At 74.4% G+C, this 12,351-nt stretch carries 12 protein-coding genes; 4 read left to right on the plus strand and 8 right to left on the minus strand.

Going from position 1 to position 12,351, the window contains the following annotated elements; translation table 11 throughout:
* Positions 1-61: 61 nt before the first annotated feature.
* Positions 62-1,159 (minus strand): DUF3344 domain-containing protein, encoded by a 1,098-nt coding sequence (locus ACFSJS_RS13235; protein ID WP_380899758.1) that lies wholly within the window; start codon positions 1,157-1,159, stop codon positions 62-64.
* Between the two features lie 266 nt (positions 1,160-1,425).
* Between ACFSJS_RS13235 and ACFSJS_RS13240 the strand changes: the two genes are divergently transcribed.
* The gene (locus ACFSJS_RS13240) at positions 1,426-1,665 is read left to right on the plus strand and encodes a chaplin (protein ID WP_380899760.1); all 240 of its coding nucleotides are present in this window, start codon (positions 1,426-1,428) and stop codon (positions 1,663-1,665) included.
* Positions 1,666-1,825: 160 nt separating this feature from the next.
* Here ACFSJS_RS13240 and ACFSJS_RS13245 read toward each other — a convergent pair whose 3' ends face one another.
* Entirely contained in the window at positions 1,826-2,266 is a 441-nt protein-coding gene (locus tag ACFSJS_RS13245) for a hypothetical protein (protein ID WP_380899762.1), read from the minus strand.
* A 113-nt stretch (positions 2,267-2,379) separates the two neighbouring features.
* Here ACFSJS_RS13245 and ACFSJS_RS13250 point away from each other — a divergent pair, with 113 nt between their 5' ends.
* Both ACFSJS_RS13250 and ACFSJS_RS13255 read left to right on the plus strand, forming a co-directional pair.
* On the plus strand, positions 2,380-3,258 hold the full coding sequence (locus tag ACFSJS_RS13250) for a DUF72 domain-containing protein (protein ID WP_380899764.1): 879 nt from the start codon (positions 2,380-2,382) through the stop codon (positions 3,256-3,258).
* A gap of 375 nt (positions 3,259-3,633) precedes the next feature.
* The gene (locus tag ACFSJS_RS13255) at positions 3,634-5,037 is read left to right on the plus strand and encodes a transglycosylase family protein (protein WP_380899766.1); all 1,404 of its coding nucleotides are present in this window, start codon (positions 3,634-3,636) and stop codon (positions 5,035-5,037) included.
* A 138-nt stretch (positions 5,038-5,175) separates the two neighbouring features.
* Here ACFSJS_RS13255 and ACFSJS_RS13260 read toward each other — a convergent pair whose 3' ends face one another.
* The 6 genes from ACFSJS_RS13260 to ACFSJS_RS13285 all read right to left on the minus strand — a co-directional run bounded on the left by ACFSJS_RS13260 (position 5,176) and on the right by ACFSJS_RS13285 (position 10,841).
* Positions 5,176-5,793, minus strand: coding sequence for a hypothetical protein (locus tag ACFSJS_RS13260; RefSeq protein WP_380899768.1), 618 nt, complete (start codon positions 5,791-5,793; stop codon positions 5,176-5,178).
* Between the two features lie 249 nt (positions 5,794-6,042).
* Positions 6,043-6,375, minus strand: coding sequence for a hypothetical protein (locus tag ACFSJS_RS13265; RefSeq protein ID WP_380899770.1), 333 nt, complete (start codon positions 6,373-6,375; stop codon positions 6,043-6,045).
* Positions 6,372-6,980, minus strand: coding sequence for a hypothetical protein (locus tag ACFSJS_RS13270; RefSeq protein ID WP_380899772.1), 609 nt, complete (start codon positions 6,978-6,980; stop codon positions 6,372-6,374). The genes ACFSJS_RS13265 and ACFSJS_RS13270 overlap by 4 nt, the downstream gene beginning before the upstream one ends.
* Positions 6,981-7,094: 114 nt before the next feature.
* Positions 7,095-8,333 (minus strand): helix-turn-helix domain-containing protein, encoded by a 1,239-nt coding sequence (locus ACFSJS_RS13275; RefSeq protein WP_380899774.1) that lies wholly within the window; start codon positions 8,331-8,333, stop codon positions 7,095-7,097.
* Positions 8,334-8,637: 304 nt separating this feature from the next.
* Positions 8,638-10,179, minus strand: coding sequence for an FAD-dependent oxidoreductase (locus tag ACFSJS_RS13280; RefSeq protein ID WP_380899776.1), 1,542 nt, complete (start codon positions 10,177-10,179; stop codon positions 8,638-8,640).
* Positions 10,176-10,841 (minus strand): hypothetical protein, encoded by a 666-nt coding sequence (locus ACFSJS_RS13285; RefSeq protein ID WP_380899778.1) that lies wholly within the window; start codon positions 10,839-10,841, stop codon positions 10,176-10,178. The genes ACFSJS_RS13280 and ACFSJS_RS13285 overlap by 4 nt, the downstream gene beginning before the upstream one ends.
* A 288-nt stretch (positions 10,842-11,129) precedes the next feature.
* Here ACFSJS_RS13285 and ACFSJS_RS13290 point away from each other — a divergent pair, with 288 nt between their 5' ends.
* Positions 11,130-12,338 carry a hypothetical protein gene (locus ACFSJS_RS13290; RefSeq protein WP_380899780.1) on the plus strand — a complete coding sequence of 403 codons (1,209 nt, stop codon included), beginning with the start codon at positions 11,130-11,132 and terminating at the stop codon, positions 12,336-12,338.
* Positions 12,339-12,351: the final 13 nt, after the last annotated feature.

Below are 12,351 nucleotides of genomic sequence, written 5' to 3' on the forward strand. Positions count from 1 at the left end.
CGGCCTGCTCTCGCGCCCGGACCCCGTGCGGGGCCGCCGGTGCGGCCCCGCGCGGGGTCGCTCAGCGGCGCGCGTCGACCTGGAGGAAGAGGGCGCCCAGCTGGTAGCCCTCGCTGCGGCCGGTGGTGAACCGGAACGTCACCGAGTCGCCGCCGCGCGCGAACGCGGGCGTGACGCCGTGGACGTCGGAGTCGTAGCCCAGGGTGTTGGGGTACGACGGCCGGCGGCCGGCGACGTGGCGCCCGTGGTCGGTGATCGTGGAGTTGAAGAGGCCGTCGGCGGGGTTGGCCGCGTCGCGCACCCGGTACGCCGGGGAGGTCCCGGCCCGCACCGTCATCGCCTCGCCGCTCCGGCCGCGGTCGCCGTCGTAGGCCACCACGCCCGCGGACCCCGCGGCCCCGGGGGCGACGGGGAGTCCGCGCACGGTCACGTCGACCGCCCGCCGGGCGGAGTGGAGCGGCTCGTAGCCGTCCATGAACACCACGTGCCGCAGGGGCTCGTTCGGGTGCGCGTAGGCGGCCACCAGTGTCCAGCCGCCCCAGGCGCCCGCGGGGCTGTGGCCCTTGGCGACGTTGAGCTGGCCGACGGTGTAGGTGCCGCTGCCGGAGCCCGCGACGATGCGGGTGACGTCGGCCGAGGCGGTGTAGCCGTCCATGACGTCGGTGCGGCGGTGCCCGACGACGGTGTCGGCGAGGACCTCCTTGTACTGCCCGCCCTCCTCGGCGAGCAGCACCCGCCCGTTGTCCTCGGGGGGCTTCTGCTCGCCGACCCGGAGGTTGCCGCCCCAGTACAGCCGGGCGTAGGTGACCCGTGCACCGGCGGGCAGGCGCAGCTCGGCGCGGCTGGAGTTGTAGGTGTTCGGGTCGTCGTCGACGTCGACGTACGTCATCTCGTAGTCGCCGTTGTCCCCCGCCGCACCGCCGCGGGCGGCGGCGCAGGAGGGCGCGGCGGCGGTGGCGGGCTCCAGACAGGTGGCGGCGGTGTTGGCGGCGCGTGCGATGCCGCCGTGCAGGGTGACGCGGTAGCGCTCGGCGAACGGGACGCGCGGCGCCTCACCGGGAGCCGGCGCGGCCGCGGTCGGCGGCAGCGCCATCGCCAGGGCCGCTGACGCCAGTGCGCACAGCACTCCTCGGCCGGTGAGCCCCAGGGAAACACGCATGGATCTTCTCCGATCGATGCCAACCAAACCGGAGCAAACCATGACAGACGCGCGACCTTTGTCCGCAGGAGACGCGCGGGGGGTTGCGCCGAGCGTGTGACCGGGAAGGGGACGCGGGGGCGGAACGCCACCGGCGCGGGGCCGTCCGGCTCAGCGGGAGTGCCGTGACGGTGATGCAGATAAGCCTATCGAGTGATCATGCGCATCCCGTCTCCGGCGCCGTCGTTGGACAGGGCGATCCATCCACGATCGAAAGGAGAACGGCGATGAGCCGTATCGCCAAGGCCGCCGCCCTCGCCGCCGTCGGCTGCACCATGGTCCTGAGCAGCGCGGGGGTCGCGTCGGCCGACAGCACCGCCAAGGGCGTGGTCGCCGGCTCCCCGGGCGTGCTGAGCGGCAACCTGGTCCAGGTTCCGGTCCACATCCCGGTCAACGTCTGCGGCAACAGCGTCAACGTCATCGGTGCGCTGAACCCGGCCTTCGGGAACGTCTGCATCAACGACTGACCCGTGCCCGCCCGGGGCGGCGGGGACCGGCCTCCCCCGGCCCTCCCGGGCGGGAGACGGAGCCGGGGCCGGCGGAGAAGCTCTCCGCCGGCCCCGGCTCCGTCCCGGCGCCCCTCGGCCGGCCGTCCCGGCGCCGCGCGGACGCGGGCCGGAAGGCCGGTCAGGGACCGCCCTCCTCCTTCTGCCTGCGCACCGCATCCGGCTCGCCCGCCGCGTCGCGGGGCAGGTTCTCGTCCGCGGGCGGATCCACCTCCACCGGAGGGATCCAGGGGCCGCGCTCCACCTTCTCGCCCGGCTGGAGGCCCGGCACCGGTCCTCCGCCGGCGATCTCCGGCTGCTCGACGTCACTGGCGGCCACCCCCCGGACCCGGCCCTTGCCCTGCGGGGACGGACGGGCCTCGTCCCCCTCCCCGCCGGGCCCTTCGCCGGGCTCCCAGTGGCGCAGGCCGGTGCCCGGCTCCTCGCCGCTTTGGGACGCTCCGGCCTCCCCGCCGCCCCCGGGGTTGCCGGGGTTCCGGGTCCGCTCGGCCTCCTCCGCGATCTCGCGGGCCCGCCGCTCCCTGTCGGTGCCGCCGTCCGCGGTGCTGTCGTCTCCGGCCATGGCCGCGCTCCTCTCGTGAGTGCCTCCGGCCCCGGGATCCTCCGAGCGCCCCGGGGCACCGCCACCGGCGATCCGGGACGGATCCGGCGACGTCGCGCGGGTACCCCCTGGACATGGGAAACATTCTGGTGGGGACCTGCTCGTGGACGGACCCGGCCCTGGTGGCCGGCGGCTGGTACCCGTCCTCCGCCAAGGACGCCGAGGGCCGACTGCGGCACTACGCCGGGCGGTTCGGCCTGGTGGAGGTCGACGCCACCTACTACGGGCTGCCCAGCAGACGCAACAGCGAGCTGTGGGCGGCGCGGACGCCGCCCGGTTTCGTCTTCGACGTCAAGGCATTCTCCCTGCTCACCGGCCATCCGACCCGGATCGGCTCGCTGCCCGCGTCGCTGCGCCCGCCGGGTGCGGCAGGGGCCCGGGTGCGGGCCGGCGCGCTGCCGCCGGACACCGTGGAGGAGGTGTGGCGGCGCTTCTCGGACGCGCTGGAGCCGCTGCGGGCGGCGGGACGGCTCGGCGCGGTGCTGATGCAGTTCCCGCCGTCGCTGCGCCCCGGCCCGGAGGCGGAGGGGTTCGTGGCGGAGTGCCTGGAACGCGCGGGGGCACTCGGCTGGCGCACGGCGGTGGAGTTCCGCGACCCCCGGTGGTACGCGCCGGAGCAGTGCGCCGGCACGGCCTCCCTCGCCGGACGGCACGGGGCCGCGCTGGTGGCGGTGGACACCGCCGGGGGCCTGCCGTCCTCCGTGCCCCCGGTGGCCGTCGCGACCGTGCCGGAGCTGGCGGTCGTCCGGTTCCACGGGCGCAGCCCGCACTGGGGCACGGGAGGCAAGGAGGACGCCTACCGGCACCGCTACACCGAGGAGGAACTGGCCGGATGGGTTCCGCGGATACGGGCGCTGGCGGAGCGGACCGAGCAGGTCCACGTGCTGTTCAACAACTGCTGCGGCGACGCCGCGGTCTCCGCGGCCGAGGCCATGGAGGCGCTGCTGGGGTGACGCGGCGGTGAACCGGCGCGCGGGCGGCGGTGAACCGGCGCCGGGGGCACCGGACGGGGTGCGGGCGGCGCGGGTCCGGGTGCGCGCCGCCCGCGAGGCGGCCGGCGACGTGATCGCCGCCGTGCCGGAATCTTGAATTCCTTTTACCCTTCGCTTCGTTTCCGCAGCTTCCGGCGGTGTTCCCGGTCCTTTCACGCCTTTGTGCGCCTCCGTGCGCCGGGGTGCGCCGCACTCCGGTTCCCGCTGCGGGCGGCAAAGGACGGCTCTTGCCGGAATGTGACGGGCACGTCTATCTTTGGCGCGCCCGCCAACGGAATTCGCTGAAGGCTCAACTGACGGAGCGCCGGCTCGACGGCGTAAGGGGAGGGAACGGCCGTGGCCGGACGAGGACGTCATCGCCGCTACAAACCCAACGCGGTCTCGCGCGCATCGCTGTCCGTCACCGCGGGAGGGGCCGGTATAGCCATCCCGCTCATCGGAGCCGGCGCCGCCCACGCCACGCCGGAGGAGATCTGGAACAAGGTCGCGGCCTGCGAGAGCAGCGGCAACTGGAATACCAACACCGGGAACGGTTTCTACGGCGGATTGCAGTTCAAGCAGAGCACCTGGCGGGAATTCGGCGGCACGCAGTACGCCCCGCGCGCCGACCTCGCCACCAGGGCCGAGCAGATAGCCGTCGCCGAACGGGTCCTGGACGGACAGGGCCCCACCGCCTGGCCGGTGTGCTCCGGCCAGGCGGGGCTGACCTGGAAGCACCAGGGCACCGGGGCGCACGCCGCTCCCCGGACCACCGAGCGCACCGACGCCCCCCGCACCGGGGAGGCCCCCGGGCAGGACACCGGGAAGGGCGCCGCGCCGGCCGCGGACGGACCGAGCGGGACGGCGCCGAACGGGAAGGCCGGGCCGGGCGGTTCGGTCCGGACGCACGTGGTGGCCGGCGGCGACACGCTCTCCGGCATCGCCGACGACTACGACCTCCGCGGCGGCTGGCAGACGCTGTACGAGCGCAACCGCACCGTCGTCGGCGACGACCCGGACCTGATCTTCCCCGGCCAGCGCCTCCGGGTCCAGGACGGCGGAGCCGCGCGAGTGGCCCCGGACCGACCGGCCGCCCCGAGGGCGGAGAAGGGGTCCGGACCGGAGCAGAAGCCCCGGGCCGAGGCCGGGCCGGGAAGCGGGGCGAAGCCCAAGGCGCAGGAGAGGCCGGCGCAGCAGGCCGAGCCCAAGGCGCAGGAGAGACCGGCGCAGCAGGCCGAGCCCAAGGCTCAGGAGGCCTCCGAGGCGCGCGAGAAGATCCGCGCCCAGGCCGACAGCCGGCCGAAGCCGCAGCCGAAGCCCGAAGCCCGGCCGCAGGAGAAGGCGGCGGCCGCACCGTCCTACTCCGCGCCCGTCAGCGGCGTCGGGCCCAGCACCGCGTACCGGCAGTCGGGCGGCAGCTGGTCCAGCGGCTACCACACGGGCGTCGACTTCCCCGTCTCCACCGGCACCTCGGTGAAGGCGGTCAGCCGCGGGCAGGTGGTCTCGGCCGGCTGGGGCGGCGCGTACGGATACCAGGTCGTCATCCGGCACTCCGACGGCCGCTACAGCCAGTACGCCCACCTGTCGGCGATCTCGGTGCGCTCGGGCCAGCAGGTCAACGCCGGCCAGCGGATCGGGCGGTCGGGCTCCACCGGCAACAGCACCGGTCCGCACCTGCACTTCGAGGTCCGCACCGGCCCCGGCTACGGCTCCGACATCGACCCCCTGGCCTACCTGCGGGGCAAGGGCGTCCAGATCTGACCCCGCGCCCCTCCAGGGTCTGCGGCGCCTCCGCCGCCGGCGGCCGTTCGCGGCTTCCCCGGCGCCGCAGGTCGGCACCCGCCGAGACGGCGCCGGGCTGCCCCGCGGCGGCCGGCAGGACCGTGGAGGGGACGTGCGTCAGGCGGCGTGCAGCTTGCCGAGGTCCACCGGCTCCACGCCGTGCAGGGAGACGATCCGCCTGGCCGCCACCACCCACCGCAGCTCCTCGGAGTCGTACCGCACGTCCACCAGGTCGTCCCCCGGGATCACCTCCAGCGTCTCCGGGTCGTAGGCGACGCCGGCGACTCCCCACACCGGGAAGTCGTTCACCCACGCCGCGACCGCCCCCTTCCGCAGGTGCGGGCACGCCTCCAGCGAGATCCGGGCGCACGGCACGCACACCGGCGGACTCGTGGTCCGCTCTCTCTCCCCGATCGGCCGGCCGGCATCCCGCATCAGGAACAGGTACCGGTCCTCGTTGCCGAGGGACTTCCCGCACACCTGGCACAGCGCGTCCCACATGGCCCGGCGCTGCCGCAGGGCGTGGACCCGCTCCAGTCGCGGCCGGCCGCGCCGCCCCGCCGGCACCAGGGCCTGGCGCGTCCACAGCGCACCCCACCCGTCCCGGTCGTACGACGCCTCGTCCACGAACCCCAGGAACGGCCCTTCAGGTCCGTGCCGTCGGAGTACGGGCGGCAACAGCGTCGGCTCGTTCTCGTGCGCGGTGATGTAGGGAACCACGGGCGGGGACTGCATGGGAGGCACCTTTCACTACGGGAGTCGGCAGAAGAGGGGAGCACTGGCGGGCCCGTCAGGACGGCGGCCCGCTCGACGGGTTGGGAGCGAACCCCCCGAATCCCGGGGGTCTGCCGGGCGCCGCGCACGCCCGGCCGGGGGCGTGCGGTGGATGGTCCGGCGCCCCGCAGCGCAGGCGGGCGCTGGACCGGCCGCCCCGAGCGCGGCGCGGTCGTCCTCACCACGGGGGACGCCGGGCCCGGGACGGAGTCAGCGGGCTACGCGGTCTCGCATCCCCACGTGCTGGTGGATGCGCTCCTCGAGGTCGTCCAGGCAGCACGGGCAGACGCAGACGGGGGCGCAGGAGCGGGCGGAGGCGATCCGGGCGTCCCCCGACCAGCGGGCCCTTCCCTCCCGGTCGCACCACCAGCACGCCGCGTCGGACCGTCGGATGCGGCCCTCCAGGTCCTCCAGGCAGCGCGGGCAGGCGTAGAGGGGAGCGGCGTACGCGCCGGCGGAGGCCCGGGCGTCACCCACCCACAGGACCGGGTCCGAGTCCTGCGCGCACCACCAGCACGCCGGCCCGGACGTCCAGGCGGTCACGCCCCCTGCTCCGTCCCGCCCTGCCGGTCGGGGCCGAAGCTCACCAGCTCCCTCACGGAGGCCGGGTCACACAGCTTCCCGGGGGTGTCCATCGGCACGCACCACCAGGAGCGGCCTCGCGGCTCCGTCCGGTGCACCGCCGGGACGCCCGGGTAGTGGTCCCGCCCCAGGCACGTCACGCCCGGCAGGGCCCGCCCGGCCCACCCCCACGCCACGCTCGTCGGCACGAGGGCGTAGTGGAGCTGCGAGTAGCAGTCCACGAACACGGGACCGTCCAGGGCTTCGCGGAGGAAGGCGTCCACCTCCCCGGTCCGGCTCGTCCCGGCCGCGGCCCGCACCACGTCTCCGGGCATACGGACCGCCGCGAAGATCGAGTCGCACGGCAGGAGGGCAGGGCCACGCTCCAGCTCACCGCGGGCGGTCGCGGCCCGTGCCTGGCGGCCGGCACGGATGACGGACAACAGCACTTGCAGGTGGCCGCGGAGCTCGGCCACGAGGTCGTTCAGTTCCTCGTACCGGGGCAGCCCCGGCCCGATGGCCAGGGCACGGCCGACGGCCGGCTGGACGACAGCCGCGTCGATTGCGGCGTCCGTCGTAGGCGGCATGGTGGGTGCGGTCTGCACTGGAGCCCCCGAAGAGAATCGGTGATCGCTTCGTCACCGACGGTAGGACCCCCGTGGAACGCGAAGGGGCAGGATTCCTGCCCCTCGTACAGGCGTTCAGACGGCGAGCACGCCCACCTTCATGGCCAACTCCGAGGCGCGGCGCCGCCGCTCCGGTGATTTCGCCTCGGTCTCCTCCAGGATGATTCGCCGCGCATAGCCGTTGTAGCGGATCGTCTCAGGCGCGTTCTCATGCGCCTTCTCCAGCGTGGCCAGCGCGGTGTCGGACTGCCCGTCGAGCTGGTAGCCGCGGGCCTCCTCGATCCGGTGCCGGGCCCGCCGGGGGCGGGAGGGGATACAGCGGGCGTCCGCCCGGGCGGCCTGCCGCACGCTCTCCCCGCCCGAGTGCAGCTCGACGGCGAGGGTCACCGCGTGTGCACCCATGACAGCACGGGAGAAGGACGTGACGGGGTGGTAGTAGTCGGCGGGCAGCGCTTGGGCGATGCGGTCAGCCTTGTCCCACCAGCCCCACGCCGCGCCGGTGTCACCACGGCGGGCCGCGGTGTAGCCGGCAGCGACGCGCAGCGCGCCGGCCATGGCCAAGACGTCGTCGCCGCCGTCGGCAAGATGGGGTTCGAGGTGGCGCAGGCACTCCAGAGTCACCGCATCGGCGCCGTCATAGTGCCCGGCGTCACGGTGCGCTTCGGCCGCCAGCCAGGCCGCCATACCCAGCGTGTGCGGGTCCTCTGACTCCTGGGCCGCGACCATGCCGCGCTCGGCAACACGCCACAGCAGCGCCCCGTCCGGCTGGTACGCAAGGAAGAACTGCGAGAGGGAGTAGACCTCGGCGAGGACGGCGTGGGCCGCGCGCCGCTCAGGTCCGGTGTCGGCCTGCCCCACGGCGAGCTGCGCATCACGGATCAGGTCGGGCAGCATGGAGCCGACGACTTCGCGATGGTTGGGGGCGGAGTGGCGGGCGGACCAGGCACGGGCCAGACGAGCACGCAGGTGCGCGGCGTCCGGTGCCTGGCGGTCGGTGCCGGCGACCGGGAAGGCGTCGACGGCGGCGCGGACCTCGGGGAGCCGAGGGTGGCCAGGGCCGACGAACAGGTCGACGGGCATGGACTGGTCCCCGGTCAGGTCGGACAGGTTACGGACCCTCAGCACCTCGGCAATCCGCAGAACCATCGGCAACGGGGGGGTGTGAATCTCCCCGCGCTCGACCTGCTTGAGCCAGCTCGGGGAACGGCCCAGGAGCCCGGCCAGCACCGGTCGGCTCATGCCGCGGCGGACCCGCAGAATACGCAGACGCTCCCCAAAGGCAATGGGTTCCGGGGCAGCATCGGTAAAGGACATGGCTCCGCCCTTCCTTCGTGCAGCTCGTCACTCACAGAGTAGAGGGCGGGGCCGTTCCCACGTGCGGCTCATGTGTGAACTCCGCCCCGCGCAATCGCCGGGCCCGATCCACAAGACACCCGGTGGACCCCGCTGCGCATCTCCGAACGACTTCAAGCACACCGGGCCGGCTCCCAGCGCTCGGGCAGGGCGTCGGCGTGGTCGAGCGGGACGCGGGCGGCGGGGGTGAGCCGGACCCGGCGGCCGTCCCGCTCCAGCGTTCGGCGCCCGTCTCCCGGACGAGTTGCCGCGGCCGCCGCGGCGCTCACTCGAGGTCGCGCCGCTCCAGCGGGCGGGTCGCCGGGCCCTGGATCACCGTGCCGTCCGGGGCGAAGCGCGAACCGTGGCACGGACACTCCCAGGCCCGCTCCGCGTGGTTGAAGTGGACCAGGCAGCCCAGGTGGGTGCAGCGGGCGGAGACGGCGTGCAGCCGCCCCTCGTCGTCCCGGTGGACGGCGCAGCGGCGTCCGCCGATCCGCACGACCGCGCCGCTGCCGGGGTCGATGTCGTCGGTGGAGTCGGCGTGGGAGGGGCGCAGCCGGTCGCCGACGAAGTGCTTGGCCACGGTGGCCTGGAGCCCCAGCAGCGAGGGCGCCTCACGGAGGCCGGGCGCCCGCCGCGGGTCGTACAGCTTGGCCCAGGCCGGGAGTTCGCCGCCGGTGGCGTACCGGGCCAGCAGCCGGCCGGCGAGCACCCCGCTGCTCATCCCCCAGCCGCCGAAGCCGGCGGCGACGTAGGTGTGCCGTGCTCCGGGGTGGAAGGGGCCGATGTAGGGGACGCGGTCGGTGGTGCTGTTGTCCTGGGTGGCCCAGCGGTGCACGACGCGGGCGCCGGGGAAGCGCTCGGCCACCCAGGCGGCCAGCCGCGCGAAGCGCTCGGGGACGTCGGCGGTGCCGGGCAGGAAGCTCTCACCGGTGACGATGAGCAGCCGCTGCCCGTCCCCGTAGGGCGCGGTGCGCACCGAGCGGGTGTTGTCCTCGGGGGTGATGTACATCCCCGCCGGATCCCGGTCGGCCGGGATGGCGGCGGCGATGACCAGTTCGCGGTGCGGCTCCAGCCGGGAGAACAGCAGCGCGCGGTCGAAGACCGGGTAGTGGGTGGCGACGACGACGGCGCGCGCGGTGACCGTCGCGCCGTTCTCGGCCGTCACCGTGCACGGCTCGCCCTCCTCCAGGCCGACCACGCGGGTGCGTTCGGCGATCCGCCCGCCGCGCCGCACCAGGTCCGCGGCGAGGGCCAGCAGGTACTTGCGCGGGTGGAACTGGAGCTGGTCCTCCACGCGCACCGCGCCGCGCACCGGGAAGGGCAGCCCGGTCTCGGTGACGTAGGAGGCGGGCAGCCCGGCCTCGGCGGCGGCCTCGGCCTCGGCGCGGACCCTGGCCTCCTGCTCCTCGGACTCGGCCCAGGTGTAGGCCGGGACGCGCTCCAGCTCGCAGTCGACCCCCAGCTCCCCGGCGGTGGCCACCAGGTGCCCGATGGCGTCCTGCTGGGAGAGGGCGTACATCCGGGCGCCGTCGGCGCCGTGCAGGCGCCGCAGGTCGTCGTAGATCAGGGCGTGCTGGGCGGTCACCTTGGCGGTGGTGTGGCCCGTCACCCCGGCGGCGATCCGGTCGGCCTCCACGACGGTGACCCGGTGCCCGGCGCGGGCGATCTCCCAGGCGGTGCTCAGCCCCGCGATGCCGCCGCCGACGACCACCACGTCGGTGTCGGCCGCGCTGCCGGGCTCCAGCGGCGGATGGGAGACGGCGGGGGTGACGGGGACGGTGGCCAGCCAGTACGACTCGTGGTCGGAGGGGAGTTCGCTCACGGGCGCCCGTCCCCCTCCGGGCGCACGCCCGTCCCCTCGCCCTCGCCGGACTCCCCGACCTCGCCCACGCCCTCGGGCGGCCCGGTCTGGTCCAGGTCGTCCTCACCCCTGAGCTGGCCGATGTCGCGGCCCTCCTCGACGGTGTGGACGGCCGCCTCCTCCGGGCCCAGCCCCTCGGCGGGCGACTCGTGGGAGAAGACGTCCTGGTTGGCCGGCCGGTCGTCCAGCGGGTCGTCGCTGAGCTGCCCGGTCTGGTCCTCCGGGGGGCCGACGGCGTCGGAGGTCTCCCCCACGTCGGGCACCTCCTCGGCCAGTCGGTCGGCCAGGGGCTTGCCCTCGACCTGCTCGGAGTAGGTGGTGCCCCACTCCTCGGCGGCCACCGGGCGCTCCCCGGGGACGGGCATCTGCTGCGGGTCGTTCATCCACTCCTGCTCGGGCGAGCCGTCCTGGAGGTCCGGGATGCCCTCGTCCTCCGGCCTGCCGCCCGGGTCGTCCCCGCCGTCCAGCGCCGAGTCGCCGGGGCTGGGCCCGGTGGCGGGCTCGCCCTCGGGGGGCAGCCCGGGGGTCTCGTCGTCGTTGACGGTGGCGCCTTCGCCCACCAGGTCGGGCCTGCTGTCGTCCGCTCCGGCGGGACGGCTCCGGTCGGGCCTCTCGTCAGCCATGGTCGCTCTCCCTCCGGGTCCCGGCGCCGGCCGTGTCGGTCGGGGGGACGCACACGTCGGCGGTCCGGTCGGTTCTCATCGCCCCGCCGGTACCCGCCGCCACCGGGCGGAAACGCGACCGTGTGCCGCGGCCGCCCGCCGGGGAGACGGTTTCGGGGCGCCGGGCACGGGTACCCCGGCGCCCCGCGCCCGGCGCCGGGCGGGGCCGGACGGCAGACGGCGGCCCCGCTCCCCGCACCGGGCGCGCGCCCACGGCACGTCCCGAGCGGCACGATCAGGAGGACCCAGGTGACCTTCAACCCCCTGGAACAGCGCGGCATCCCGCTGGAGAGGCAGATCCGCAACTGGCGCGAGCTGGACGTCGAGCCCATCGACCCCAACCACGCCGATCCCTACACCCGCTGCCGGATCATCACGATGAACGGCATCGAGGTGGAGGCGATCATGTTCAGCCACCACTTCGCCCGGGTGTGCCCCGACATGGAGGTGAAGCGGAAGCTCGCCGAGGTGCGGTACACCGAGCAGCAGCAGCAGAAGGCCGTCAACTGGCTGCTCCCCGGCCTCTCCTCGGTCCTGGAGACGACCATCGCCTACGAGCAGGTGGCCGTCGACCTCACCGCCTGGGTCGCCCGGATGGAACCGGACCCGTACCTGAAGCAGGCGTACCAGTTCGGCGTCCTGGAGGACTTCGACCACCTGTACCGGTACTCGAACCTGTACGAGATGATCGAGCACCGCAAGGCGGAGAAGATCGTCGACCAGCTCACCGAGGTCATTCCGGGCCGGCCCACCAAGTACCACCACCGCCACCCGGCCGACAACGTCCGCGACCCCTACGACAAGGACCGGACGAACCCGCTCTCCAAGCTGCACGCGCTGACGATCATGTCGGCCGAGCAGCAGACGATGAACTTCTACATGAACGTCGGCCCCCAGTACATGGAGCCGATCGCCCGCCAGCTCTACCAGGAGATCGGGCTCATCGAGGAGGAGCACGTCACCCACTACGAGTCGCTGGTCGACCCGGGCGAGACCTGGTGGGAGCGGCTGGTCAACCACGAGTACAACGAGTGCTACCTGTACTACTCGTTCATGCAGCAGGAGAGCGACCCGAAGGTGAAGGCCCTGTGGGAGCTGCACCTGAACATGGAGCTGGAACACCTGCACATCGCCTGCGACCTGATGCGGCGGCACGACGGCCGCGAGCCGGAGGAGGTGCTGGCGCCGGAGCTGCCCAACGTGCTGACGTTCGAGCCCAACAAGGCCTACGTCCGCGAACTGCTCGCCACCCAGCTGGACCTGACGACGCTGGGGGCAGGGTACGTGCGCGAGGCCCACGAGCGCTTCGAGCGGATGCAGGAGCAGATCCACGGCGGTGAGGCGCCGCCGAGCGAGCGCGTCATCGACGAGCACCGGGGGATGTTCGGCCGCGAGTACCGGCTGAACACCGAGGGGGAGCACCCGGACGCGTCGCTGCGCGAGCACGAGCGGGCCTGACCCCGCACCCCGG

It is taken from the genome of Streptomyces desertarenae (genome assembly GCF_042681365.1).
Taxonomy (GTDB): domain Bacteria; phylum Actinomycetota; class Actinomycetes; order Streptomycetales; family Streptomycetaceae; genus Streptomyces; species Streptomyces desertarenae.

Excerpts from the sequence above, each read along its gene's own strand:
- ACFSJS_RS13240 (WP_380899760.1), top strand. The coding sequence starts at position 1,426 with ATGAGCCGTATCGCCAAGGCCGCCGCCCTCGCCGCCGTCGGCTGCACC.
- ACFSJS_RS13260 (WP_380899768.1), bottom strand. The coding sequence starts at position 5,793 with ATGCAGTCCCCGCCCGTGGTTCCCTACATCACCGCGCACGAGAACGAG.
- ACFSJS_RS13245 (WP_380899762.1), bottom strand. The coding sequence starts at position 2,266 with ATGGCCGGAGACGACAGCACCGCGGACGGCGGCACCGACAGGGAGCGG.
- ACFSJS_RS13285 (WP_380899778.1), bottom strand. The coding sequence starts at position 10,841 with ATGGCTGACGAGAGGCCCGACCGGAGCCGTCCCGCCGGAGCGGACGAC.
- ACFSJS_RS13250 (WP_380899764.1), top strand. The coding sequence starts at position 2,380 with ATGGGAAACATTCTGGTGGGGACCTGCTCGTGGACGGACCCGGCCCTG.
- ACFSJS_RS13275 (WP_380899774.1), bottom strand. The coding sequence starts at position 8,333 with ATGTCCTTTACCGATGCTGCCCCGGAACCCATTGCCTTTGGGGAGCGT.
- ACFSJS_RS13235 (WP_380899758.1), bottom strand. The coding sequence starts at position 1,159 with ATGCGTGTTTCCCTGGGGCTCACCGGCCGAGGAGTGCTGTGCGCACTG.
- ACFSJS_RS13270 (WP_380899772.1), bottom strand. The coding sequence starts at position 6,980 with ATGCCGCCTACGACGGACGCCGCAATCGACGCGGCTGTCGTCCAGCCG.